We start from the raw sequence: 25445 nt of genomic DNA on the forward strand, positions 1-25445 counted from the left end.
CTATGAGGGCGACGGGCGTAGCCACATCAGTCACACGGGGGAAGACGTCATTAGGTGCCCTCGGACGAGTGGGAACAGCTCAAGGCGGAAGCCCTGCACAAGGGGGACCACGAAGATGCAGTTGAACCGGCTTGCCGACCCGGGCGGAGGCGGCGGGGGAAATCCTCAGGGCGACCTGACGGTCAACTTCCCTGACCTGGCCTCAATCGGCGATGCCGCGTTCCGGCTAAGCACCCGCATGGACCGGGAGAGCGACCATGCCCGGATCTCCTCGATGAAGACCGCCAGTGGTCTCACGTCGGAGTTCGCCGTCGGCAAGGCTCTGAACCATGTGGCTGAGCGCCGGGTGGACCAGGTGGTCCTTCCTCGATGCCTGCGCCCGCATCTCAAAGGTCAGCTGGAATCACTGGCGAAGATCTGGACCGCCGCCCATCCCGGCCAGACGGAGAACAATTCCTACACCGTGACCAACGAGATCGACGCGGCTGCCTTTGACGGCAACGCACGGGCTCGAGGACTGGCAGGCGACCAGTGAGGCGGAGCGCACTGTCGACACCGTTGGGTGCCGCGGCGATCCTGGCGATGTTGACCGCCACGGCATGCACCGGCTCATCGGGGAGGGACTATGCCGTACCGAAGGCGGCATGCGGAGTCGAGGTGGGATCGGAGCTGCTGTCCCCTCTCCTCCCCGACGGCGAGAAGCTGACTCAGCGCGACTACAAGTTCGGTCCCGCGCAGCCCCGTTGTGAACTGAAGGTCGATGGGAATCTTGTCGTCCACTTCTCCGGCGACGTGGTTCCGGCCAGCACCGATGTCATCGCGGTGAACGAACGCGGCATGCGGGGACTGGGCCACTCGGAAGCCGCGAACATCGGTCAGGACTCCCGTATCGCAGACCGCGGAGCCCTGGCTGTGGACAGCTGTGCGTACGGCGGGAAGCAGCAGAAGTTCGTCGCGGAGATCGAGTTGAAACAACAGGCAGTCCAGGATGTGTCCGAGCGGCGCGATGCGCTGCGTTCACTCCTGAAGGCCTATCTTCCTGCGGCGATGAAGGACGTGGGCTGCAGCTGAGCTCTCCGGTGCAGCTGCGGCGAGCCCGGCGCCGGGCTGCACCAGGGGTGCTTTGCCGGATCAGGCGGGTGCAAGTGGTCCGACGCCCCGCGCACCTTCGACTGTCCCAAGTACGCTGGCCACACGGCATGTACGTACATCGGGAAGGGGCCCGGATCATGGCCAAGGCTGCACAGGGCGCCGCGCAGGGCGTGGGAAGCGATGGCGCCGGGGAGTCCCCCGAAGAGATCAAGGCGCGCAAGGAGCGGGAGAAGAACGAGCTCTACGCACTCGACATCTCCGGCGCCGAATGGCACAGCGCCCCTGGCACCGAGGATCACGAGGAGCGCGTCGAGATCGCCTACCTGCCGGCCGGCGCCGTGGCGATGCGCTCCTCGATGGACCCCGAGACCGTGCTCCGCTACACGGAGGCGGAATGGACGGCGTTCGTGCTGGGGGCTCGGGACGGGGAGTTCGATCTGGAGGATGTGGCGGGGGACGCAGGCGAGTAGGGCCGGCTGTCAGCCGGTTTGATCCCGGCTGACCGTCGACCTGACCCGCAGTCAGCCACCTGGACGCACGGGGCGGCGGATTGCAAGGTCCGAAGACGGGCAACGCGTACGCCCAGCCACCGACGTTGACGAAGACAGACTCAGTTGCCTTCACCAGCGTCTGCCTCCTGACCGGTGGCATCGAGGAGGTGCACGGGGGAACGGGATGCTCGATCGTCGAGGCCTGTAATGACCGCATGCGGGCCGATCCGCCCGCCCGTGGTCATCGCATCTGGCGGGCGCATACGCGACTGCTCCCCTCCAGCACCATGGTCAGCCACACCTACTTGCGGGCCTGCAGAACCCTGCTGATCAGCCGGCGCTGCCCACCCCAAAGGCCAGCCACTGGGGTACCGACTTCCCCTTGATCGCTTCGCCTCGCACCATGTTGCTACCGAAGAAGATCCGTCCGTTCTCCACGACAACATCGCTGAACTTCGTGTACGTAAGCGACTTGGCCTCGTTGAGAACTGTGAAGTAGAAGAACGCCTTTTCTCTCCCTGTGCGCGGATCGAGACTCATCAGCGAGAAAGGGGCGTAATTATCGGTGCCGGCCCTGAACGCGAGAAGCTCGTCTCCGCTCATGCGCACGGGATAAATCAACTGGTCCGGACCTGCCTCAAACTTCACCACCGGCTTCGCCGTACCGAGATCGAAGGAGACGATGCGATTCGTGTGGTGGCTGGATCCACCAATCTCTTCACCACTGGTGATGAAGACCTGGTCTCCCCCGACAACGATGTTGTCACAGTCGTCGACAGCCGAATAGATCGCGCCGGCATCGCAGTTCACCTCGTAGTGACCACCGTCCAGACGAACCGTTGCCCGGTACTTCCCTCTCTCATCGAGTGAGATCAGGTCAGAAACTTCATCCTCACCTGCGGCGACGGCAAGAACGGGCGGCTCGGAAGAGACAATGAAAACGAGACGGACACTTTCAGCAACGCCGTATATCCACTTTTCCTCACCTGTACGTGGATCGATCTTTGCGATCTTACGCAGCGGCTCGTAGTCCGATGTTGTGCAATCAAGCCGAAGCAGCAGAGCCTTCCCCCCAGCGAATCCACCCTCGCGGCATTTGGCAGTCTTCTTTCGCTCCCAGAGGCGCTTACCAGACTTCATGTCATAGCCGGATGAACCACTCTCCCAGGCCGACGAAACGACGCCACGCGTCATTGCCACATTTGGGAGATTACCGAAGACAGATTTCTTCCAGGGAATGACTACTTGCCAAAGCTTCTTTCCCGTACCGAGATCGAAGAATGCCAACTGATTACAGGCACCGTCTTTCCCTTTATCTCTGAACACAATGGCCGTGCGGCCATCGACAGTAACGTGCTTCGTCCAGGCACAGATGGAGCCGCTCAGGTCCTGACGCCATGCCTCGTCCCCTGAATTGATCTCGACGGCTTCGAGGGCATCGTCGTTGCCCTTGACCAGCACCCTGTCCGTCGCCCAGGTTCCCGGAGTCTCTTGGTCCTGATTCGGCTTGACTCCACGGTCCTGAATCGACGTCACCAGGTGACCGGCAGTACCACGCGGGCGCCTCTCCACGGTCTCCCGGATGTCATCGGGAGCCTGCTGACCAACCGTCGCCTTGTTGTCCGTTCCTGAACCGCCTCCCGGCGACCCCGCCATCAGAAACCAACCGCCAACACCGACCACCGCAACCAGGGCCAGCACCGCGCAAACCCATACCCTCACGCGCCGACTCCGGCGCTCCTCTGCGACACGCTGCGACTGCGTGAAAGGTGATGGCGGTGGTCCGAAACTCATGTCCGTCTTCCTGTTCAGATAAGCGAGGGCACCACATGGTCCGTGCCCCCGCCCAGTTACTGGAATTCATGGCTGCGCAGGCACAACTGCGGGGTGGGCGCCTCCCGCGCGCGCCCACCCCGCAGTTGTTGCTCTTCGCTTTACAGGAAGAAGCTGGCGGCCTTCTTGTCGCCGCCCATGTAGTCACCGCCGGCCTGGTGCACCACGTGGCCGATGCTCTGCAGGGCCTGGTGGATGTCGCGGGCTTCGTCGTCCCACTTCTTCTGCTCAGTGCCGTACGCGTCCTGGGCGTCGCCCTCCCAGTAAGCGACCGTGCCCGCGACCAACTGCTTGATCTCCTGCAGGTCGGCCTCGAGTTGCTTGGCCATGTTTCCGATTTCGGTGGCCGCGGTGTCGAGAGCGCCGTACTTGACGATCATCTCGTCGTGGTTCATGCCCATGATCTACTCCATCTCCCCTGGGGTTCCAGACCTACTACTGATGCGTGGCCGGTTCGCTCAGTAGCCGCTGAGCGTGGACTTCGGGGCACCGTCGTACACGTTGATCTTGTTGACCGCCTGGCGCACCTGGTCCTCGGAGTCGTCCTTGATCTTCCGCGTACCGCTCATCGCGTCGAGGAACTTCACGAGGATGTTGCCGATGTTCTTCATCGACGTGTTGATCTCGTGCTGCTTCGTGTTGAAAGCGTTGGCACCAATACCCTGCCACTGGCCCTCGAGGCTGTCGATCGTCCCCTGAAGGCGGTGCACCGTCGACTTGATGTTGTCGAACTTGTCCGCGATCTTGCGCTCGAGCGCAACCATCTCGGAATCTGAGAGCCGCTGCCCCTGTGCCATGTTCGGCCTTCCTCTCCTGAATTACTGATGGAACTTTCCGGATTCCCGTCTGGCCGGGGCAAGCATCTGGCCCCCTGCTCGACGGGCGTCGAACGATGAAGCGGGCTCAGCCGGAGCGCCGAGCTCGTAGCACCGCGAACGCCCCGCCCCCGATCACCACCACCGCGGCAGCGGCTCCGAGGACAATCCACAACTGGTCATTGTTGTCGGAAGACTTCGCACTAGATCCTGCCGCCGAGGTCTCGCCACCTGAAGTGGATTTCGGCGGCTGTGACGAGGCTGGTACGGAAGCGGAGGGAGTAGCGCCGTTAGTGGAACCGGCAACTGACGTCTTTTGGTTGGTGATCGGATCGACATCGGGGGCGCCGGGGTTCCCCTTGCCTGCGATCAAGTTCTGGGCGGGCCTGATCAGTCCGTAGCCGAGATACTTGCTCGGCTGGTTCTTGGGCCAGTCACGACCGGCAGTATCGATCATCACCCGGAGGACCTGGCTGGCCGTCCACTTGGGGTGCGCCGACCAGATGAGGGCGGCGGAGGCCGAGGCTATGGCGGTGGCCTGGCTCGTTCCCTTGCCTTGGCAGTACCGCTTGAAGGTCGCGTCGCACCAGGTGGGGACGTTCACACCCGGCGACGCCAGATCGATGTAGTCACCGGACTGGGAGAACTTGGCTACTGTTCCCGTCGCATCGGAGGCACCGACCCCAACCACTTCGGGGAGTGCGGCTGGGAAACCGATGAAGTTGTCCTGGTCGCCGGAGTTCCCAGCCGCGGCAAACATGAGCTTGCCCTTTTGGGCCGCGTACTTAATCGCGCTTGTCTCTTCGGCGTCCGAGTACTCGGCACCGAAGGACATGCTGATGATCTGCGCGTCTGAGTCGGCAGCAGCCCTGATCGCCTGAGGAATCGAGGCGGTCTTCTTGCGCTCGGCCTTGTCCGTCAGCGTGGTGAGCGCCGTTCGGACCGGAATGATCCTGGCTCCGGGGGCAAGCCCCTGAAGTCCGCCTCCGGCCCCGGACCCGGCGATCAGCTCCGCCATGGACGTGCCGTGACCGCCGTAGTCACGTGTCGCTCCGTACGAGGCAGCAGCGGGAACATCGTCCGTCAGAACCTTTCCCTTCAGGGAAGGGGTCGCAGGGTTGACGCCTGAGTCGATAACCGCGACCTTGATGCCCTTGCCTGTGCTCACCTTCCACAACCGCTCAGCCAGCATGTCGTCCAAGTACCACTGCTTGGAGTGCACGTCGTCGGCTGTGGCGCTCGGGGCCAGTCCGGTGGACATGACGGCAAGAGCGCCAACCGCTGCGCCCACCACTGACGCGCGTCTCCCGACTTGCCCCAGGAAGGGCACAGTCAATCTGCCGCGTCGGCTGATCCCTGACTTCATGCTTCGTCTGTCCTCGCTCGTGCTTAGTCGATCACCGGCGGCACATCGCGCTGCGGCTTCTTGGGGAGATGGGTCTGCTCGTCCGCGGTCAGGTAGTCGGGCCGTTGTGCGTCTTCGCCCTCTTCCTGGTCGGAACTCCCACGGCCCTCGGGACCTCTCACGAGGCCGGAGCCGCCGGCGGTGAAGCCGTTTCTGCCCGCGCGGGAGGCGGAGTTGCGCCCTGATGGAGCACCCGTCACACCGTCGGAGTTACCCATGGAACCGCGGGGCATCTGGTTCCTGGCAGCGCCGTTCGTCGCGCTCGGGGCCCCCATGACTCCTCGCTGGCTGATCCCGCCACTCGAAGTCCGTGAACCGGCAGCTCCCTCGCCCCCGATGACCGTGCCCCTCGGCATCTTGGGACCCGACTTCGCGGACGCACCGGTCGAGGTGGGCCTTCCCCCTACGACACCACTGTTGCTCCGGCCCGCGCCCCTCGGTCCCAGGCCCTGGCGACCGGCTGACGTGCCTGCCTGCTTGGGCGTGCCTCCGGTTACGCCGTGACCCATGGAGGCCGGGCGGCCGCCCGGCATACCGCCCTTGACGCCCGGCTGGCCGGTCGCGTTCGGGCGCCCCATCGGGTTCGTGCCGCTCTGTCCCAGGCCCCGAGCCGTAGCCGGTCCTGTGGTACCAGGTCGTCCCTGTGCGGTCGCCGGATTCTTCGGCATGCCGGTCGTACCGAGCGCCCGTCCCACAGGGCCCTTGCCCAGGGCATTTGGCACCCCCTGGACATACGAAGGAAAGGGGACTCCTTGCGGGCCAGTTGTCGGTGTCGTCGTCGGGGTAGTGGTGCTGGTCACCGGAATCGACGTCTGCTGAGGAAGTGTGTCGACACTGTTGATCTCCGTGCCGACAGGTCGGTCGGGGAGGGTGACATCGCCGTGAACTTCCTTGACAGGCGTCGTAGTCACATCCGTGGGCTGGGCGATCGTGCGCTCGTGTGCGACCCCACCTTCGGTCACTTCCGCATGCCGCTGCGTCGCGCCGGTCGTGTTGTTCCCGGACCAATCGGTCGGCGCGGAACCGCGCTCCGACGGCTTCGGCACCCCCACATTAGGCATCGCCTCGAACGTGGGAGGTTCCAGGCTCTTGAGCGACTCCTCGGAGACGACGTAGTACGACGACAGGCGGTTCATCTGGTTGATGGCCTCTTGACGATGGCCCTCGACCTTCGTAGCCGCGGTGTACTCGTCGTTGGTCTCGACCCGCGCAACCACCGGGATGTCGCTGACCGGCTTCCGTACGAGACGACTGTCCCGGGGCGGCATGGCGCTGCGAACGGATGCCAGGCCCGTACCGGCGGACGTGATCTGAACGCCTGCGGCTTTCGCGTAGTCGGCGAGAGCGTCCGCGTGTCCGGCGAGTCCCTTGCCCCAGATCTGGAAGGCCTTGCCCGCTTCACCTTTCCAGTCGTCCTCGGCAGCCGTCAGGTGGCCGCGGAGTTCGGTCGCCGCGTCCGAGATGGCCTTCTGCGCCTTCCACAGGGCCTCACCGGCGCTTTCGAGGTCCGACGGGTTCGTGTTCTCAACGATGTCGATCATGTCGTTGAGTTCGTGGTCCTCGAAGTTCGACTTCTGCCCTGGGGTACGAACCCTGCTGAAGCCGAACGCGTCGTGCATGACCTCGGAGATCCGACTGGTCATGTCGGTGACGCCGGCCTGGATGTTGCTCTGCTCCTGGCCGGACAGCTTGTCCCAGTCGTCCTTCCCAGTCACAGCCCGAATCCCTTCTTCGACTGCTTCTTGTCGTTCCGCGGCTGGTCAGGCGCGCCCGCCTTCTCGCGCTCCGCAGCCTGCTGGTCATGCTCGATCTTCGACTGGATGGCCCAGAACCGGCGTCGCTGTTCGTCCTCGAGGTTGCCGTAGCCGACCTCCGCGCCGTGCGCGGCGATTCCCATCGCCTCGATCTGGAGACTGAGCGTCTTCGACAGCGAGGTGAGTCGTTCGTGAACGATGTTGTACTGCTCGTAGAGACCGTCGGCTTCCGGGAACTTCGTACCCGCGCCCCGCAGGGAGGTCGGCGCGATCCGCTGGCCACCGACCTTGGACGGCGCTCCGTCCGAGCCCTCGAACTCGCTCAACAGCGTGTCGACGCGCTGCTTGAACGTCTTGAGGACCCCCGCGCCGACCTTCAGGTCCGCGGCAGTCGCAGCCGAGACCCCGCCCATCGCCATGTCCGCAGGAAGCATGACGTGCCCCCTTCCCCGTTCCCCGTCTGCCCTTCAGTCCGCGCCCGGAGCGCGGTGGCGCGAGCGTCCCTCATCGCGCCTTTACCACTGTAGTCACCCTGTACAACCGAACCAACTGGCCTATGTGTTAAGTCAGTTACGAAGCGCTCTCCCCGTATCGCGCTTTCGGGTGCAATCTTCTCATCTCGCCGACGCGCACCCGACGCCTGGTCGGGGGTCGTGACACTCGCCCGCAGGCACTGCCCGCACGGGGCCTGACGCACTCTCCGACCGGCGAACATTTCCTCCATGAAATCTTCACCGCCATGACTACGAGGAAGGCGGGGAAGCAGCGTTCAAAGATTCAACAATTCAGCCTGATTTCACCTCGCAAGGCGAAGACTTCTTCAGCGCCGCCGTATATTCCGTGATCACGTTCTTGAGCGCCGACTCGCCCTTGTGTCCCGGTTCGAAGACCCTGATGACCGTGGAGATGTCCTCCTTGACCACGTTCTGGGCGGTGCACCGGGTGATGGATACGGCGGCCGAGTTCGTGTACGCGATCGAGCGGGCCGCCGCGGATTTGGGGTCGTGGGCGGAGAGTTGGTCCACGGCGATGTCGCGCGCCGCCGCGCCCGGCTCACGTCGCTCGCGTTCGACGGAGAGCACGACCTTCTTGTCCACGGCGACCTCGCAGGTCGTGATGGCGTCGGGGACGGGGTCGTCCGGCTTCACGGCGATGTGCTTCCCGGGCGGCAGCAAAGGCGTGAGCGTTGCCGCCTTGATGTGGATGCCGCACAGCGAGGACGGCACGGCGTACTCCCGCTCGGCCGAGTCGCCGCATCCCGCTGCCGCCACCACCAACACGGCGGTGACGGCGGCCAGAGGCAGGAGCCGCGCCGGGCGGGCCGGCCTCAGTGATGGCTTTCCGAGTTCCACTGTGCTCCGTCCGAATGGCTGATGCCGGCTGCCGTGCGTGCGGCGCGTTGCAGGTCGTCCGCCGTCTGCATGTCGATCTTCGAGTTGTGGCGCACGGCGTTGTCGACGGCGTCCTGGGCGGAGCGGATCGCCTCCGAGCGGCCGTGCGCGTACTCGCCGCCGGCCTGGTGCTCCGCGTCCGTCGTCGTGTCCTGCTCGATGCTCTTCATGACGCTCTCCTGGATGTCCTCCGACGCCCATCCGATGGGCGCGCCCAGGATCGGAACGTGTTCGGCCGCCTTGTCGACGCCCATGCCCAGGATGCGGCTCACCCACTTCGCCTTGTCGGCCGCGGCCTCGTTGAAATCCGCGTCGGACGCCGCGTGGTACTGGTAGATGGCGTCCGCGCGCGAGTCGCTCATGATGCCCGCGATGGCCGCCCCAGGAGCCACCGCGTCACGCACGCGGCCGTCCATGGACGTCGTCGACGTGGTGGGGTCGTTGACGACGCCGTTCACCACATCCGCCGTGTACGCCTGCTGCGCCGCGGTGATCGCCGAGTACGCATGCGGGTCCTGGCCCACTTCGCTGAGGAACTTCTGGGCGTGCCCCGGGTCGAGCCCCGCGGCCGCGCCGAACGTCGGGAACATGTCGCTGCCGGCGTTCTCCTCGTACATGGCCTGCTGGAAGTCGCCCATGTACTCGGAGGTGATGTCGCCGAGGCTGTCCTTCATGGCGTACAGAGGCCCGCTCTCGCCCCCGTCGCCGTTGTGCTTGAGCAGTTCGGGGTCGCTGCCGAACTTGTCGACGATGTCGTGCACGAGCCCGGCGCGCTCCGGTGTGTGCCGCACCGCGTCGCCCATGTCGTCGCTGTCGTACGGCCGTCCCGTCGTGGCGGATTCCAGGGCGTGGCCGAGTGCTTCAGGTCCTACGTTGTGTGCGGCCCGGTTCGCGTCCTCGTCGCCGTAGAGGTACGCGTTGTTCGAGTCGGCGTTCCACTGGAAGTCCTTGTCGGTGAAGACGTCCAGGTAGGACTTGAAGCCCAGTTTTCCGTCCTGCTTCACCGTCCCGTCGTCGTTGTACGCGGTGGGCGGGTCGGTGAAGAACTTCTCCGAGGCCTCGGGACTGTGGCCCAGGGCTTCGAGGACGCTGTTCAGCGGGTCCTCGCCGGAGCCGAGCTTTCCCGACGGATTGAAACCGTAGCCGTCACCCTGCCCGTGGCCCACGTGGGTGAGGAGCTTGTCCGGGTCTTCCTGGTGGAGTTGCGTGAGGTGTTCGGCGATGGGGTTGATGAAGGACGGGTCGTAGTTTCCGTACCGCATCAGGCCGCCGAGCACCTGGTAGCCGTAAGGCTTCGTCATCTGGTGCGGCATCCAGGAGATCTGCTGCGTGCCGAGCCTGCGGAACTCGTCGCCCCAGCTGGCGGGGAGGTGGTTCTTCGTGTCCGGGTCCGTGGCGTTGGCCAGCGCCGGACCCATCACCTGCTGGAAGTCCTTGACGGCGTCGAGACGGACCTTGCCCGTGTCCTTCTCCGTGCCGTCCGTCGTGATGTCCGCGTAGAACTCGAGCGTCTTCTCGGGACCGCCGAGGCCCTTGTAGAACCCTGTGGCGAACTGGCCGTCCTTCTCGCCGCCGTTGAACTTCATGATGCGGTTGAATTCGCGGAGTTCGACGTCACTCATGTTGTGGCCCTTTTTGGCGAGTTCGAGGGCGCGCTCGACCTGGGCGTCGTTGAGTGATCCGTATTCCTTGTGACCTGCGTTGTTCGGGTCATTGCCGTGGCTGCGGGTGAGTGCGAGCTTGACCGACTGGTCGATGTCGTCGGCGCGGCCGACGTTGGCCGTGATCTGGTCGGCGTAGTGCTGGAGTTCCTTTTCCGGGACACCCTTGGGGGGCTCGCCGGGTCCGACGTATTCGATGACGGAGACGCTGGTGTCGCCGTTGTCGAATACGCGGTATCCCTTGCCGATGGCCTCGGAGACGAGTGTCTTCGTGCTGCGCTGGAGCTGTGTCAGCTCCTGGTGGGCGTCGTCGAGCACTTGGAAGATGCTGTTGGCCTCACCGTGCAGGTCCTGGAATTCCTTGGTGGTCTTGCCGATGAGCACGCGCACCACGTCGGCGTTCTGGCCGGCCCATCGGGCCCCGTCCGATTTCGCCTGCATTCCTGTCCTGGCGTTCTCCGCCAGGGTCTTGAGGTGATCGACGGCCGCTTTCCAGTCGGCGACGGACGCGCCGAGCTTGGCGAGGTCGACCTCGGTCAGATCTGTGTACTTGAGCGTCATGGCCTGCCCCTCCTACTTGAGCAGGTCGTTCAGCCGGGACACGGGCACGGCCGAGCCGTCTCGCTGGTGGAGGTCGACCGCGATGGTCGCGTCGTCCTGGGCGTGCAGCTTCTTGCTGTAGTCCAGGTGGTTGGAGATGTGGGCGCAGGCCTGAAGGACCGTTTTGACCTGGGTCGTCCAGACGCTGACGGTCGTCTCGAGGGCCGAGCCCATCTCGAAGTTGCTGACCTTGAGGGCCGTCGCGGCCTGCATCGTGGATCCCGAGCCGTGCTTGTCGGCGCCGGCTCCCGCGATGTCGGCCTGCGAGTGCAGATGGTCGTGGAGGATGAAGGCCTCATGCCCCACGGCGCCGAGATCGTCCTGGTTGACCACCAGGTCGGCGCCGCCCGTCGAACCACCGCCGCCGGGTTCCGGGGCCAGTTGATTGAGCTGCATCTTCTCGCTCCGGCGGGCGGCAGCGTCGGACTTCAGCCGCTCCCATTCGTCCCAAGCCATGCCGTGACCTCTTCCCCGTCGACCCGGCATCCGCCGGCTCGGATGGAACAGGCCCCGTTCCGACGGATCAATGCGCGGCTCGAGCCTCCTACAGAAGAGGTGCACGGGCGGAGATGACGACGGGTAAAAACCTCCACAACTCTGGGTAGCGCACTCGTCGCCGAAATTGCGATCGCGGAAATTGCCGAAGATCCGGCAGGGAGGGGTTGAAGCGGATGGGGACCAAACGTGCAAGATCCGCTGTTACGGACACACGACTACAACTCACCCTGCCCACAAGACCTTCACTCGTGCAGCATCTCGAGCATCGGTGCAAGGGGGCCACTCCTCACGACCGAGTTGCTAATTTGAACCGGACGACTGCCGTCCATCGGCAGGATCCGGCACGCACACGGGGGAAGGAGCTCACTCATGGCGTGGGACGAGTGGGAGCAGCTGAAGACCGAGGCGGCGGGGCGTCAGTCGACGCAGATGCAGCTGAACCGCGTACCGGACGACGAGGGTGGCGGACCGCCCCCTTCCCAGTACGGCGACCTCGCGGTCGGGCACGGCGACCTCGAGAAGGTCGGTTCGGATGCCCACAAGCTGTACAGCCAGATGTGGGACAAGGCCCGCGTGGCCGTACCCAGCAGCGACTCGGCGGCGTCGGACCTCACGAAGCAGGGCTTCTCGCTGGGCGGGGGCCTGCAGGAGGTGTCGAACCGCTGGGAGGAGCAGCTCCGTTCACTGATGGACGCCACCGCGCAGATCGCCAACCACATGCACCGCACCAAGAAGCTGCACGGTGACGACGAGGACTTCATCCGGCGCCAGATGAGCAGCATCGACATGCTCGACGCCGGTTTCGACGAGCGCGTCGGCGACCCCGGCAAGAAGAACCCGGTGTACGGCGAGCCGAAGAAGAAGGACGACTGATGCATTTCGAGGCGCTCCTCCACGCCAACTTCAAGCTCCTCGACGATGCCGTCGAGGACTGGTCGACGATGGTCAAGAATCTCGACGCGCTCGCGAAGGAAGCCCGTACGGGCATGAAGGCGTCCGCGAGCAAGGCCGTCTGGGCCGGCGCGAATGCCACGGTCTCCAAGGAATTCATCGGCAAAACGGTCGGTGAGTTCGACGACGCGCACACCCAGGCGAAGTCGATCTACGACATTCTCCGGGACACCGCGGGCGAACTCAGGACGTACCACGGCAATCTCACGACGGCGATACAGAACGCGGGCACGAAGGACATCAGCGTCACGGCGTCGGGCGACGGCGGCTTCACCGTCCGCGCCAAGGACGACGCCAAGGACCCCAAACCGACCGACGGCGACGTCACCGGGGTCCGCAACGAGATCCAGAAGATCGTCGACGGGGCGAGCGAGAGCGACAACACGGCCACCACGGTCCTGAAGCTGTTGGTCAACCAGACATCCATGGGCTTCTCCGACGCGAACTACTCGGACCGCGACTCCGCGGCCGCGGCCGTCAAGGAAGCCGACGAGCTGGCGAAGCTCGCGCAGAAGGATCCGAAGGATCTGTCGGTCGAGGAGTTCGACCGGCTCAACGCCGGGTTCAAGAAGTACGCCGACGACGAGCTGTTCTCCGAGCGGTTCGCCACGAAGGTCGGCCCGCAGAAGATCCTCGAGTTCTGGACGGGGATCAACGACCCGGCCCGCGGCAACTACGAGCTGGGGCACGAGCGGCTCGACCAGTTCGACGACCTCCAGCGCAACCTCGGCATGTCACTGGCCCACGCGACGCAGAGCGACTCGGCCGCGATGTACGACTGGAAGTCCAAGATGATCGACTTGGGCGACAAGCCGCTCTACGGCGATCGTGGCGGACCGATGGGCTTCCAGGTCATGAGCAACCTCATGCGGACCGGCGACTACGACGACCGGTTCATGGAGGACTACGGCACCAAGCTCATGGCCACCGAGCGCAAGCTCACCGGCGACGGCGAGCACCGCAACCTGGCATGGCAGCACATGGGGATGGACCCCTGGCTCAACCGGATCGGCGAGGACAGCGGTTCCGATCCGCTCACGGGCTATCTGAAGGGCCTGTCCAACAGCCCCGACGCGGCCACCTCGTTCTTCAACGAGGAGTACACGCCGAAGGACGGCGACAAGGCGGCGGCCAGCAACTTCAAGTACCTCTTCGAGGACCGGGAGTGGCCGCAGGAGTCCGACATGCACGGCGACGACCTCAACACCGGGCGCAACAACCTCGCCCTGGCGCTCGAGGCCGGGACGACCGGGCATCCGGCGGGCGAGCTGCCCACGGCGGACACTCCGGCGCACACCGCCGACCAGGCCGGGCTGATGCGGGACCTCGTCAACTCCATCTCCGAGGACCCGAACCGTCTCAAGGACCACGACTACATGTCGGACAGCATCGGGCAGATCGGGTCCGAGTACCTGCCCGACATCCACCGGGCGATGGCCGACGGCCCGTCGGTCGGCAACGGCGACAAGTCCGGATGGAACCTGCTGTACCCGAACGACGGCGCGGACGCGAAGCTCGATCACAGCGCCGTGTCCCGCTTCCTGGTCACCGCCAGCCAGAACCCGGAGGGGTACAGCGCGTTGAGCGTCGGTGAGAAGGCGTACACCGCCAACCTCATGGACTACCACCTGAACCCCGACCTCCCCGAGGACCAGCGCTACCCGCACGACGCGAAGGACACGATCACCAGCCTGTCGCGCAAGTCCGGGGAGTTCAGCGGTCTGCTCGCCCAGGGCCGGCAGGAAGCGGTGCTCGGCCCGGCGAACGAGAAGGACGGCGACTTCGACTACGCCGTCAGCCAGAAGAAGAACGTCATCTCGGGCATCGTCGGTACGGGTGTCGGCATCGGTACGAGCTTCATCGCCTCTCCCGTGGTCGGCGCGGCCGCGGGCGGCGCCGCGGGCACCGTGACATCGGTGGTGATGGAGGCGTTCTTCAAGGACGACTCCGGCCAGTACCGCTCGGAAGCCGGCCACGACATCGCGACGCGGTGGGAGACGATCAAGGACACCACCACGAACGTCAACTACGCGGCGGCCACCGAGGCCGCCAAGGCGCACCACGCGGGCTACTCGGACCAGATCGACACCTGGGTCAGTGAGGGCACCGCGACGGGCTTCAACGACGCCAACACCGACATCCACGCGATGGCCAAGGACCTCGACACCGAGATCCCCGACTGATGCGTCACGACTCACCGGCACGATCACCGAAGGCGATGGAAGACGTCATGCAGGGACTCCCGCGGGGCAGAGCACGTTCGGGCTGGGCGGCGGCGATCGGCGCGGCGTTGCTCGTCGCTACGGCGGCCGGCTGTTCGTCGTCCGAGCCCCGACGTGAATACGCCACCCCGAAGGAGCTGTGCGGCACTGAGGTGTCCGCCGGTTCCCTGGAACCACTGCTGCCGCCGGGGAAGAAGATCGCGGTCAAACCCACGTCGGCGGTCGGCGTGAAGCGCTGTCGCCTCGAGGTCGACGGGAAGGTCGTGTTCTCCACCAGTGTGGAGAAGCTGGGCGCCGACAGCTCGGCCCGTGATGTCGCCACGTCCGCGCTGGGGGTCGATCCCAACGACACCAGCGCGGACAGCGGGCGGTTCATCTACTCGAAGACCGGGGCCGTCGGTCGGGTGGAGTGCCCGAAGTCGGCCGGTGCGGACAGCTCGTTCTGGGTGACGGCACGCGTCTCGGGTGATGCTGTCGCGGCGGACATGCTTCGGTTCATCAAGGAGTACGCGACGGCGGCGGCCGGGTCGGGGGCCTGCGCCGAGAGGTGAGTGCCGCCCCCAGCAGAACCCCCTTGAGACTCGTCGTCGCGAGCTCGTGCAGAGCTTACGGGGGCCCACTTCCCCTCTCCGCCTGGAAGGGGGCACGGCGGACGGGGCGGCTCAGGCGCGACTGGAACTCGACGGTTCGGCAGCTCGGTGCGGGAGGGCGCCGGCCTGACGCCGCGTGCAGGCGTGAGGGCTGATCCGCCGCTGCCAGGCCCGCCCGAGCACCTGGCAGCGACTCTCCTGTTTCGCTTCGCGAGGAGCGCGGTGGAGTCGAAAGGGTCAGCTCGCAGCCGGGGAAGGCGTCTCGTCGGCCTTGATGTCGAAGTTGACGTTGTCTCCGTCGACCGAGGAAACCTTGACCGTCACGCCCAGCGTGCTGCCGTCACTCGCGGTCAGCGTGCAGCGGCCGGTGTTGCCGACCTTCCCGACGAGGTCCTCGGGGCAGGTGACGTCCGGCTTCGGCTGGCCCGTGGTGGCGGCGAGCTTTTCGGCGACCGTATCGGCCAACTTGCTCTTGGACACCTTCGGGTCGGACTTCCCCGCACTCACCGACCCCGAGCAGCCGACGAGCAGCGCACCCGCGGCTACGGCCGACAGGGCCCACGTTGCGGCGGAGAGGCGGGACTTGATCATGGGGTGGAATCCGTTCCGGTGGCGGGAGAAGAAGCCGGAGGGGCTGGCCACCCCTTCGGCACGCCCAGCATATGGCGCACGGGGGACACCAATTTGGCACATCTTTCCGAAATCAGGGCATATTTGAATGCTCTACGGACTTTTCGCCTGACCAGCAAACAATCTTCACGGTTGCGATGGCGAGGTGCGGTCACGAGGCCAACCTCGGTTCACAGGAGCACACGACGTCCGCAATAATCTCGACCCATGGAACAGCTGGTTGGGATCCTGTTGAAGCTCCTCGTGTACGCGATCATTTTGGGATTGGTCGCGCTCGCCATCAGGGCGATGATGCGCGGCAACCGAGAGGACAAGCGGATCCAGAAGGAATGGGCGGAACTCGAAGCGGTGGCCGCCACCCGCGGCTGGACCTATGAGCGGCGCGCACCCGGACGCGCCACCGAGTATTGCGGTGTGGGCCCGATGCCCGGTAAAGGCTCGAACCTGACCGCCTGGCACTACATCACAGGGGAGTTCCGCGGCCGCTCCTTCAAATGCTTCGAGTACCGGTACACGAATCCCCTGTCGAGCACGACTCAGAGCGGGGGCAAGAGTCTCACGTTCGAGTCTGTGTTCCTCGTATCGGCGCCAGGTTCGGGGCCGTTCATGCAGATAGGGCGGCCGAGCAAGCTGGATACGGTGATGGGTCGACGGCCCAGGACACTGCTCGACGCACCGGAATTCGATAAGAAGTTTCGAGTTGCCACGGATGAGGAATCATTCGTCCGGAATGTACTCACTGAGGATGTAAGGGCGTTCCTCCTCTCCGATCAGCGTGCCGAGGCAAATCCTCTTCGCGTACGCGACGACGAACTGTTCACGTGGTACACCGGGTACCTGTCCCAGCAGGCGATCGAAGACCGGTTGAACTACCTGTGCGACGTCATGGACCGGATTCCCGAGCATGCATGGACATCCGCCTGAGGAAAAGCAAAGTGCCCCTTGCCCCGGATCGAGAAAACCGGGGCCAAGGGGCATTTTGCGCGCGCCGAAGCCTAGTCGGCCTCGCCGGCGGAGTCACCGGCCGGCCGCACCGTTCGCAAGAATTCCTTGTAGTCCTCGATGACTTGACCGAGCTGGTACTGCGTCGCGGTGAGGACGATCTCGATCACCGCCCGCTGAGCCGGGTTCCGCACGTCCTCCATGCCGAGGTACACCTGGCTCTGGCACAGCTCGATGGGCTCCCCTCGCAGCGTGGTCGAGAGAACGAGGTCCTGCGCGATACCCGGAGAGTCCGTGAGCCCGGGGAGGTCCGGCGTCCCGATCTCGGTCTTCTTGAGGACGCGCACGGGCCCGCCCTGCTCAAGCCGAGGTACTGACTCGTCGGCGATCTGCGAGATGGTGGCGCCATCGTTGCGCATCTCGCCGGAGATGGCGATATTCGCCGTGAATCCGTCGTCGACGGAGCCCGTGTGGAGCGCGACGAACGCGACGTTCGGGGCGCCGACCTCGTCCGGCGGCGCCGCCTGCCAGCCGTCCGGCAGCGAAAAGGAAATCTTGACCGGCAACGTGGCCGCCATGGTGGATCCAATCCTTCGTCGAACTTCAGCGCGGGCTAGAGCCAGCTGCCGACTGTGCTGTCCCAGGCATCGCCCACGGCGTCGGCACCATCGCTGACCGCGTCGGTCAGCTTGCCGGTATCGACGGTGACATTGAATCCGACCTTGCCGCCGAGACCCAAACCCACTCCGGCGTCGCCGCCGATGGTGAACTTGCCGTCCTTCATGCCCAGATCGGCATGTGCTTCGGCTCCCACGCCTGCCCAGGCCTCGCCGGTCGCACCAGCGCCGATACCGGCGACGTCGGCAGAGGCGGATCCCGTCGCCTTGGCTCCGGCGAACGCCTCCGCGCCGCCGTGCACGCCGTCCTTGCCGACGGAGACGTTCGCCGACGCATCGGCACCCACGAATGCCTTCGCCTCGCCCTGGGCCGCGGCGACTCCGTACTCCACGCTGCCATTCGCGGACGCCTGGGCGAGATACGCCGTTCCCGAAACGCCAGCCTTGAACCGTCCGTCGGTGACACTCAGGCCGGCCGAACCGTCCATGCCCAGGGCCTGGGCACCCGCGGCGTACTTGTACTTGGCGTCGCCCCACTTACCGTCGCCGTCGATGCCGTCCGACCATACGCTGGCCTTGTCCGACCACTCGGCGAGCTTGATGCTCACCTCGGCCTTCTTCCCGGGGCCGGCCGCATCGTCGGCCCCGGCCGCATCGGCCTTGTCCCGGAAGTACCACTTTCCGTCCTCGCCCTTGCCCCACTCCTTCTCCCTGTGGCGTGGGTTGGTCTCGTCACCGAACCATGACACCCTCTCCTTCTTCCACGCCTCGGGCGCGATGGCGCTCTTGCCGACGCCGTGGTCCTCCAGCCACTTCTTGGCGTCCACGCCACTTCGGATCGCGGTAAGCCAGTCAGGGCTGTCCTTGGAGTCGCCCGCGAGGTCGTGCAGCTTTTTGGTGAGCTTCTCGGCCTCTTCCTTGAGCTGCTTCTGCGCACCCTTCAGGAGGGTTTCGGCGCCCTCGTGGTCCCCGGCCTTCCACTTGTCGATCGCGGTTCCGGCCTGCCCCTGTGCCCAGGTCAGCGTGGAGACATACGAGTGGACGGCCTTGGCCGCGCCCGACATCGCGTCGCTCGCGAAGTACCAGTTGGTCTTCTCCTTGCCCAGGGTGGGCCAGAAGGCTTCACTCGCCTGACCGACCCAGCCCTTGATGCGCAGGTCGCGCAAGCCGTCGCCGATCTTCTCGAACTTGTCCGACCAGTTGTTGAAGGCGGTCTCGACGTCGCCGAGCTTGCCGGCTTCCCCCGGGATGAGATCCTTCGGGTCGTCAGTCGACCCGAGCGTCGCTGCCATTGAGTGCGGAATCCCTGTTCTGTTCTTGTTCTCGAGCTTGGGTCAGTGCTGGATCGACACCGTCAGGCAAGCGCGGTCTTGACGGACTTCACGGCGTCACGAATGGCCTCGTCAGTGTCCTCGTAGTTGCCGTTGGCCGCTTCAAGTCCGTCTGCCAGAGTCGCCGCGCAGTCGGCCAGGAACGCTCCCCCCGACTCCCACGTCGCGCAGAACGTCACCAGGGACGCGGCCACGTCGTCGTTCCCCATCTTGGTGGACAGGTCTGCTGCGTCCCCAAGGTCCACCTTCTTGACCGGTTTGAGGATTTCCACCATGTCTTTCGCGCCCTGCTTCAAGACGCCTGGGCCGACTCCGAGGTCCGCAGCCACGGCAACTCCCCCTCTTGCACATCCACTTGTACGCACGGTCGACAGCACCGGGCAAAGGCACGCTACCAGCGGAAACGCGCCTCACCGCGCCCTCTCACCGCCTCTTCACCACTCCGCCCCAGGACCCTTCTGGCGCCGAAGAGCTTCCCGTTCGCCCTACGCCGGAAAGCCAACTCCAGGGCGGCCGCAAGAAAGCGATCCGCCGGCCACAGGACGGGCGCGGGCCGCGTGAGTGGTGGCGATCGACCGGTGCCGGCTGGTGGTCGCCGCTTAGGCTGCGTTCTCCAGCAGCGTGGATGGGCAGGCGAACTCCAGCTCCAGGAGCGGCGGTTGCAGCGGGCCCCGACGCCTCAGCACTCGCCCTGCTGCGAGGTCACCGCCAGCCGATACGCGCGCTCGGTGATGGTTCCTTCGCCGCCCGCGATGCCCGGCGGCGTGTAGTCGTCCTTCGCCCGCCGGGTGCGCACCAGGTGCGTGCAGAACGCCACGTCCGCGCCCTTCGCGCGCACCGTGAAGTACGCGTCGGTGTCCGTGTTCGCGTCGGCGGGGTCGGCGCCCACGCCGGACTGGGGTGCTCCCCCGCCGCCGTACCGGATGACCTTGCCCTCGAGCAGGGACGCGTAGTCGTCGAAGTAGGCGGAGTCCGTGGTGAGTCCGTCGTCGCGGTACATCCAGCCGTCCAGGTCGCCCGTGGCCCGGTGTACCGCGCTGGTCAGTTCGTCGTCGCTCCAGCCCGAGTCGGCGGAGACCCTCAGCAGGTTGAACCCCTCGAACACCATGACGCCGGCCATGACCAGGAAGATCACGCGGCCCACGACGAAGGAGGCGTCGGGGACGTCGGGCGCCGACGGGTTGAGGCTCTGGCGCCAGCCGCGCACCCGGTCCGCTTTGACACACGCGGCGAGCACCAGCACGGCGGCGATGCCGAAGCTCAGCGCGATCATCGCGTTCATGCTCCGCGGACCACGTTCCGGCGCCTGCGCCGCGCGTCGCGTACGGCGACGGCCGTCCCTCCCAGGCCCGCCACCAGCACCGCCGTCCCGACGACCGTGTACGTGGCCAGGCGGGTGTTGCGCTGTTCCGCCGTCTCTCCGAAGTGGAGTTTCGCCGCCGTAGGAGCCTTCGCCCGGGCGACCCCCTCGTCGGGGGACGGGGACTCGATCGGGTGATCCGGATCCTCCGTGACCGCGCGGACGGGGTCGACGACGCCCCAGCCGACCAGGCGGTCGTGGCCCACGGTCGAGCGTTCCGCGGTCTGTTCGATCTGGGCGACCACCTCCGCCGACGTCCAGTCGGGGTGCTTCGCCTTGACGAGGGCCGCGACTCCGGCGACGTAGGGGGCGGAGAAGCTGGTGCCGTTGTCCGAACAGTGGCCGGCGCCCGGGACCGTGGAGACCATGTCCACGCCCGGCGCCGCCACGCCCACGAAGTAGCCCTCCTGGGAGAACGCGGCGCGTTCGTTGTTGCGGTCCGAGGCCGCGACCGCCAGGACGCCGGGGAACGACGCCGGATAGGTCTTCTGCACCTTGCCGTCCAGGCCGTCGTTGCCTGCCGAGGCGACGACCACGATCTTGGCGGCCAACGCCGAGTCGACCGCGTCCTGCAGCACCTGGTCGGGCTTGACCGCGTTCGCCGTGTCCTGGGAGATGTTGATGACCTGGGCGCCGGCCTGCTTCGCGTACAGGATGGCCGATGCGAGGCTCGCGGCCGTGCCGTGGCCCTCCGCGTCGTTCTGCTGGATCGGGATGATCGTGGCTTCGGGGGCCAGGCCGACGAAGCCGGTGCCCTTGGCCGGGCGCGCGGCGATGATGCCCGCGACGCGGGTGCCGTGGCCCACGGTGTCGGTGGTGCCGTTCTCCTTGCCGCGCGCGATCTTCTGGCCGTTGTCATCCTTGAGGTTCCTGGGCAGCAGGTTCTTGCCCTTGGACGCGTCAACGGCGTGTGTGAGCTGCGGGTTCTTGACGTCGACGCCCGTGTCGATGACGGCGACCTTGACGCCCTTGCCCTTGGTCTCGCTCCACAGGTCGTCCAGGAGGACGCGCTGGAGCGACCAGGGACGGCCCGCGTACTTCGGGTTCTTCGGGCCGAAGGTGCACTGCTCACCGTCGGCCGCCGCGGGCCCGGCGGGCAGGAGCGCGGTGGTCGTCACGGTCACGGTCAGCGCGGCGACGAGCGCCGCCCTGCGCGGCCACGTGGCTACGGGTTCCCCTGATGCGTACGTCATCGTGTCCCCCGGCCCTAGGAGCCCTGCGGCTGGCTGGCCGCCGTCGTCGACAGACGCGGGCCCGTGGGCAGGAACTGCGACCAGGCGTACGGGATCGGCGCCGGGTCGACCTTGTCGTAGCCGAGCCTGGTCACCGCCTGCTTGGCCTCCTGGAGCCGGGCCTTGCGCTCCTTCGCGGTGGTGCCGATGCCCGCGTCGTCGGCGCCGCTGTCACTGTTGGACTGCATCGCGTAGCGCAGGCCCGTGTCGGTGACCAGGAAGACGGGGCCCGCGGTGGTCTCGGTGCCCTGGAACTGGCGGTAGAGCTGGCCCGATCCGGCGGTGACGTAGGCGCTGGAGGAGCCGGTGGGCAGGGGCGCGGGGAACTTGGTGCCCGCCCAAGTGCTCAGCGTGGTGCGGCCGTTGTCGCCGTCGACCTTGTTCAGGACGTTGCAGACGGTGTTGCGGCCGCCGGTCCCGGTGGAGGCGTCGTTGACCGTCTTCGGGGTGTACGTCGGCCAGTTGCCGGGGCCGAAGCCCTGGCCGGCGACCACGGCGCCGGGGCTCACCTTGAGCGGCTCGCCGCCCTGAGCGAGGGGAACCAGCGCGGGGCTGTACAGGAGCAGGTGCGCGGTGAAGTCGGTGACCGGGGCGACCTTGCCCGGCAGGACGACGTAGTACTGGTCCGGGGTCTTGAGGACCATGCCGACCCGGTTCGCGGAGTCGTCGAGCGTGCTGTTCGCACCGGCGGGGTCACCGGGGTTGCCGTCGAGCGTCGGGAAGGAGATCGGCGTGCCCTGGTGGAGGGTGTCGAGCCAGTCCCTGGAGACGCGCTGCGGCTCCTGGGTCGCGCCGGTGATGTCGAGCGCGCGCAGGAGCTGCTGCTTCTCCTTCGTGGTCCGGGCGACGATGCGGTAGGCCGTACCGCGGGCGTCGACGACGTACTCGGTCTTGGCCTTGTCCGGGCCGACGACGTACATCAGGTCGCCGCCGTGCAGTTTCGCGTCGCTGCCCTCGGTCTTCATCTCGTCCCGCTTGGCGAGGACGAACGCCGCCTTCTGGATGGCGCGGCCGCCCTCGCCCGGGCGCTCGCAGACGGCCCAGCGCTTGGCGGACTCCGCCTCGGAGTCCGGCGGCAGGCGGTCGGGGGCGTACGGGATGCCGATCGTGGCGCCGTGCGGGATCTTGCCGCTGTCGAGCACCTTCTCCGACACCGTCACGATGGGGTTGTCGCTCGGGGCGACGAGGAGCTTGGCCGACGCCATGTTGAGGACGGGGTGCAGCTGGACCTTGCCGTCCGTCTTCAGGACCACGTAACGCGTCGTCGACTTGCTCGCGACGATCACGTTCTTCGCCGTTTCGTCCCACTTGGGCGGCGCTGTCGGCTTGAACATCCCCCACGCCCCGAACACCGCGAGGACGACGATGCCGACGATGACGCCCGGCAGCACCGCACGCAGCGGCTTCGGTGCCCCTTCCTCCGAACCGGAGGGTGAGGGCTGGAGGAAGGACGCGAGCGTACGACGCTTCGCGAAGGTGTAGGCGTTGAGTTCGTCCCGCCGTGATGCCATCTGTGTCCGCTTCTCCCCGTGCAGCACTCGGGGGTACGTGCGTCCCCCGCCCTCCGTTGTCAGATGCGGCCCCTACTATGCCTGTTGCGTGGTTGTGCGTGTGGGACGGGTAGGGTGCTGGGGCCTTCAAGAGCCCTGTACATCAGGGATTTTCGGGAGAGTTCGGGGGGTTTGGAGTGATGGCTTCCGCAACGCGGACCCGATCGCGGTCGCAATCCCGGTCGCGGTCGAGCGGTCGGCCGGGGCCGGGAGACGGTGCGCCGGCGGCTCGGTCGGGCGGTGGGGCCGGCTCTCCGGCGGCACCCGCCGGTCCGGTCTCGCTTCATCTGAAGTCGCGTTCCGGACGGGCCGGGTCGTTCCGGCTCCAGCAGATGGTGATGATCGAGATGGCCGCCGCGCTGGTCGTCGGCGCCGCGGTCGTCGACAAGCTGGCACTGGTGCCCGCGGGCGTCGTCGCCGTGATCCTCGTCCTGTTCGCCGTCGTACGCCGGCGGGGGCGGTCGCTGCCCGAGTGGCTCGGCACCGTCCTGACGCTGCGCGCGCGCAAGCGCCGTGCGGCGAGCACACCGGTCCCGCCCGGCACGGAGCCGGGCCTCGCGCCCGCCGTCGAGTGCGACCCCTCGCTGCGGACGTACAGCTACAGCCGCGGTGACGACCGCGACCAGCGGCCCATCGGCATGGTCGGCGACGGCGGCTTCCTGACCGCCGTGCTCCAGGTCGAGTCGGACGCCACCGCCCTGCGGGCCGAGCGCTCCCGGCGTCCGCTGCCGATAGGGATCGTGCGGGACGCCCTCGACGTCGACGGGATCCAGCTCGAATCGGCGCAGATCGTGCTGCACACGCAGCCCGCGCCCGCGCTGCACCTGCCGCAGCAGTCCGTGGCGGTGAGCAATTACGCGCCGTTGCAGGCCCAGACCGGCTCCCCCGCCGTCCGCATCACGTGGATCGCCCTGAAGCTCGACCCGGAGCTGTGCCCGGAGGCCGTGGCCGCGCGCGGTGGCGGCACCGCGGGAGCGCAGAAGTGCGTGGCCCGCGCGGCCCAGCATCTGGCGAGCCGGCTGACCGGCGCAGGCTTCCGCGCCAGCGTGCTGACGGAGGAGGAGCTCACGGCCGCCGTCGCCACGTCGGCGTGCGCCAACCCCATGGTGACGGCGCAGGCCGGGCGGAGCGAGCTGCCGCAGCGCAGGACCGAGGAGTCCGGCCGCAGCTGGCGCTGCGACAACCGCAGACACACCACGTACTGGGTGCGGCGCTGGCCGCAGCTCGGCGGATCCGGGCCCGCTCTGCACCAGTTGGTCGCACTCTTGACCACGGTGCCGGCGCTGGCCACGACGTTCAGCCTGACGCTGTCCCGCGGTGACCAGCGGGACATCCAGCTCTGCGGGCACATGCGGATCACGGGACGCAGCGAGAGCGAGCTGACCACGGCCCGGCGGTCCCTGGAGACCGCCGCCCGGCAGGCCAAGACGGGTCTCGTCCGGCTCGACCGCGAACAACTGCCCGGAGTTCTCGCCACGTTGCCCCTCGGAGGTGCGCGCTGATGGCCATGACGTCATCTCCCCCGACCGGGGCAGGTTCCTGGGACGGAAACTCCTGGAACGGCAACGGGAACGGCAACGGGAACGGCGATGCGGGCGCGGCCCCCACGCCCGTCGCCGGTGACCGGCCCCGCACCGGGTTCGGGCTCTTCGGGCCGCGGCACCAGCGCCACACTCTCTCCGTGGAACAGGTGGACTCGCTCGCGCTGCCCATCGGGGACGACGGTGTCGTCGTCGGTGTCGACGCCGACGGCCAGCCCGCCGTGCTCGGGGTGAACCGGCCGACTCCCTACGACATGGTGCTCATCGGCGGCCTGTGGACGGCGCAGGTGCTCGCGCTGCGGGCCGCCGCGACGGGCGCGCGGGTCGCGGTGGAGACCGGGCGGGCGCAGGCCTGGGCGCAGTTGGTGCAGGCGGTCGGTGGCGGTCAGTCCGGGATGACGGTGCACGACGTCGGGCGGGTGCCGCCGCAGGGCGCGTCCGCCGGCGGTCCGGTGCTCGTGGTGCGGGACTGCGGGATGCGGCCGCCGCGCGGGCGGGTGGCCTCCGCGCCGTGGCAGTCCGTGCTGACGCTGCTGCCCTATCTGAGCCCGGTGGCGCCCCGGTTGATGCGCCAGGCGCGGCTCGTCGGCGTCCAGCGGGTTTCGCCGGACGAGGCGGCGGAGATCGGCCGTGTCATCGGACTGCCGCGCGGCGAGTGGGAGTCCCTGCCGACCCTCGCGGACGGCGTCACTCTGTGGTGCACCGACCGCGACCGGCAGTACGTGATGACCCGGGCGACGGATGCCGAGACCGGATTGTTGGGTAACGCACGCCGGATGGACTGAGACCGGCACGAAGCCCGCCGCGGAGCGATTCAGCGATCGAACTCGGTCCCCTTTGCGGCTTATTCGGACCGTTTGCGCGTGGCGGACTGAGGGGTGTTCGTCACTTCCGCATCGCTTGGGCATCACTTGTTGGCCGGGTGTGACCTCCCGGACG

At 66.8% G+C, this 25445-nt stretch carries 25 protein-coding genes; 9 read left to right on the plus strand and 16 right to left on the minus strand.

The features are described 5' to 3' along the window. The first annotated feature begins 115 nt into the window (after window positions 1-115). The 3 genes from ACFC96_RS17720 to ACFC96_RS17730 all read left to right on the plus strand — a co-directional run bounded on the left by ACFC96_RS17720 (window position 116) and on the right by ACFC96_RS17730 (window position 1562). Window positions 116-535, plus strand: a complete 420-nt coding sequence (locus ACFC96_RS17720) for a hypothetical protein (protein WP_376613033.1) — start codon at window positions 116-118, stop codon at window positions 533-535. Between the two features lie 122 nt (window positions 536-657). After that, window positions 658-1071 (plus strand): hypothetical protein, encoded by a 414-nt coding sequence (locus ACFC96_RS17725; protein ID WP_376613035.1) that lies wholly within the window; start codon window positions 658-660, stop codon window positions 1069-1071. A gap of 158 nt (window positions 1072-1229) precedes the next feature. Beyond that, window positions 1230-1562 (plus strand): DUF397 domain-containing protein, encoded by a 333-nt coding sequence (locus ACFC96_RS17730; RefSeq protein ID WP_376258977.1) that lies wholly within the window; start codon window positions 1230-1232, stop codon window positions 1560-1562. Between the two features lie 351 nt (window positions 1563-1913). Here the strand turns inward: ACFC96_RS17730 and ACFC96_RS17735 are convergent, their stop codons facing one another. The 9 genes from ACFC96_RS17735 to ACFC96_RS17775 form a co-directional block, all read right to left on the minus strand. Next, the gene (locus ACFC96_RS17735; protein ID WP_376613037.1) at window positions 1914-3377 is read right to left on the minus strand and encodes a PQQ-binding-like beta-propeller repeat protein; all 1464 of its coding nucleotides are present in this window, start codon (window positions 3375-3377) and stop codon (window positions 1914-1916) included. A gap of 140 nt (window positions 3378-3517) precedes the next feature. Further along, window positions 3518-3817 (minus strand): WXG100 family type VII secretion target, encoded by a 300-nt coding sequence (locus ACFC96_RS17740; protein WP_376613039.1) that lies wholly within the window; start codon window positions 3815-3817, stop codon window positions 3518-3520. A gap of 57 nt (window positions 3818-3874) precedes the next feature. Next, window positions 3875-4180, minus strand: a complete 306-nt coding sequence (locus ACFC96_RS17745; protein WP_376613041.1) for a WXG100 family type VII secretion target — start codon at window positions 4178-4180, stop codon at window positions 3875-3877. Between the two features lie 139 nt (window positions 4181-4319). Next, window positions 4320-5492 carry a S8 family serine peptidase gene (locus ACFC96_RS17750; RefSeq protein WP_376613043.1) on the minus strand — a complete coding sequence of 391 codons (1173 nt, stop codon included), beginning with the start codon at window positions 5490-5492 and terminating at the stop codon, window positions 4320-4322. Between the two features lie 128 nt (window positions 5493-5620). Continuing rightward, window positions 5621-7351, minus strand: coding sequence for a hypothetical protein (locus ACFC96_RS17755; RefSeq protein ID WP_376613044.1), 1731 nt, complete (start codon window positions 7349-7351; stop codon window positions 5621-5623). Then, window positions 7348-7824, minus strand: coding sequence for a hypothetical protein (locus ACFC96_RS17760; protein ID WP_376613046.1), 477 nt, complete (start codon window positions 7822-7824; stop codon window positions 7348-7350). Before ACFC96_RS17760 ends, ACFC96_RS17755 begins: the two co-directional genes overlap by 4 nt. Before the next feature lie 351 nt (window positions 7825-8175). Beyond that, window positions 8176-8742, minus strand: coding sequence for a hypothetical protein (locus ACFC96_RS17765; protein WP_376613048.1), 567 nt, complete (start codon window positions 8740-8742; stop codon window positions 8176-8178). Next, on the minus strand, window positions 8718-11003 hold the full coding sequence (locus tag ACFC96_RS17770; protein WP_376613049.1) for a hypothetical protein: 2286 nt from the start codon (window positions 11001-11003) through the stop codon (window positions 8718-8720). The genes ACFC96_RS17765 and ACFC96_RS17770 overlap by 25 nt, the downstream gene beginning before the upstream one ends. Window positions 11004-11015: 12 nt before the next feature. After that, entirely contained in the window at window positions 11016-11498 is a 483-nt protein-coding gene (locus ACFC96_RS17775; protein ID WP_340459770.1) for a hypothetical protein, read from the minus strand. Window positions 11499-11909: 411 nt separating this feature from the next. Between ACFC96_RS17775 and ACFC96_RS17780 the strand changes: the two genes are divergently transcribed. From ACFC96_RS17780 to ACFC96_RS17790, 3 genes are read left to right on the plus strand one after another with little or no spacing between them, the layout of a single operon-like run. Next, the gene (locus tag ACFC96_RS17780) at window positions 11910-12413 is read left to right on the plus strand and encodes a hypothetical protein (RefSeq protein WP_116509192.1); all 504 of its coding nucleotides are present in this window, start codon (window positions 11910-11912) and stop codon (window positions 12411-12413) included. After that, window positions 12413-14674, plus strand: a complete 2262-nt coding sequence (locus tag ACFC96_RS17785; RefSeq protein WP_376613050.1) for a hypothetical protein — start codon at window positions 12413-12415, stop codon at window positions 14672-14674. Before ACFC96_RS17780 ends, ACFC96_RS17785 begins: the two co-directional genes overlap by 1 nt. 47 nt (window positions 14675-14721) lie before the next feature. Next, window positions 14722-15264 carry a hypothetical protein gene (locus tag ACFC96_RS17790; protein ID WP_376613052.1) on the plus strand — a complete coding sequence of 181 codons (543 nt, stop codon included), beginning with the start codon at window positions 14722-14724 and terminating at the stop codon, window positions 15262-15264. 276 nt (window positions 15265-15540) lie between these two features. On the opposite strand, the gene ACFC96_RS17795 is transcribed toward ACFC96_RS17790, so the two are convergent. After that, on the minus strand, window positions 15541-15894 hold the full coding sequence (locus tag ACFC96_RS17795; RefSeq protein WP_376613054.1) for a DUF4333 domain-containing protein: 354 nt from the start codon (window positions 15892-15894) through the stop codon (window positions 15541-15543). A gap of 246 nt (window positions 15895-16140) precedes the next feature. Between ACFC96_RS17795 and ACFC96_RS17800 the strand changes: the two genes are divergently transcribed. Continuing rightward, window positions 16141-16857 (plus strand): hypothetical protein, encoded by a 717-nt coding sequence (locus tag ACFC96_RS17800; RefSeq protein ID WP_376613056.1) that lies wholly within the window; start codon window positions 16141-16143, stop codon window positions 16855-16857. 71 nt (window positions 16858-16928) lie between these two features. On the opposite strand, the gene ACFC96_RS17805 is transcribed toward ACFC96_RS17800, so the two are convergent. The 6 genes from ACFC96_RS17805 to eccB all read right to left on the minus strand — a co-directional run bounded on the left by ACFC96_RS17805 (window position 16929) and on the right by eccB (window position 22926). Next, complete coding sequence (locus ACFC96_RS17805) at window positions 16929-17453, minus strand: hypothetical protein (protein WP_376613058.1); 525 nt, start codon at window positions 17451-17453, stop codon at window positions 16929-16931. Between the two features lie 35 nt (window positions 17454-17488). Then, window positions 17489-18784, minus strand: coding sequence for a putative T7SS-secreted protein (locus ACFC96_RS17810; RefSeq protein WP_376613059.1), 1296 nt, complete (start codon window positions 18782-18784; stop codon window positions 17489-17491). A gap of 62 nt (window positions 18785-18846) precedes the next feature. Further along, window positions 18847-19152, minus strand: a complete 306-nt coding sequence (locus tag ACFC96_RS17815; RefSeq protein ID WP_329569749.1) for a hypothetical protein — start codon at window positions 19150-19152, stop codon at window positions 18847-18849. Between the two features lie 350 nt (window positions 19153-19502). After that, on the minus strand, window positions 19503-20105 hold the full coding sequence (locus ACFC96_RS17820) for a hypothetical protein (protein WP_376613061.1): 603 nt from the start codon (window positions 20103-20105) through the stop codon (window positions 19503-19505). Continuing rightward, window positions 20102-21376, minus strand: coding sequence for a type VII secretion-associated serine protease mycosin (gene mycP / locus ACFC96_RS17825; protein ID WP_376613063.1), 1275 nt, complete (start codon window positions 21374-21376; stop codon window positions 20102-20104). Before mycP ends, ACFC96_RS17820 begins: the two co-directional genes overlap by 4 nt. A 14-nt stretch (window positions 21377-21390) precedes the next feature. Continuing rightward, entirely contained in the window at window positions 21391-22926 is a 1536-nt protein-coding gene (gene eccB / locus ACFC96_RS17830; protein WP_376259005.1) for a type VII secretion protein EccB, read from the minus strand. Window positions 22927-23105: 179 nt separating this feature from the next. Between eccB and eccE the strand changes: the two genes are divergently transcribed. Together eccE and ACFC96_RS17840 are read left to right on the plus strand one after the other, a co-directional pair. After that, window positions 23106-24467, plus strand: coding sequence for a type VII secretion protein EccE (eccE, locus tag ACFC96_RS17835; protein WP_376613065.1), 1362 nt, complete (start codon window positions 23106-23108; stop codon window positions 24465-24467). Next, on the plus strand, window positions 24467-25291 hold the full coding sequence (locus ACFC96_RS17840) for a hypothetical protein (protein ID WP_376613067.1): 825 nt from the start codon (window positions 24467-24469) through the stop codon (window positions 25289-25291). The genes eccE and ACFC96_RS17840 overlap by 1 nt, the downstream gene beginning before the upstream one ends. Window positions 25292-25445: the final 154 nt, after the last annotated feature.

Origin of the sequence: Streptomyces sp. NPDC055955 (assembly GCF_042270245.1) — a bacterium.
Classification (GTDB): Bacteria; Actinomycetota; Actinomycetes; order Streptomycetales; family Streptomycetaceae; genus Streptomyces.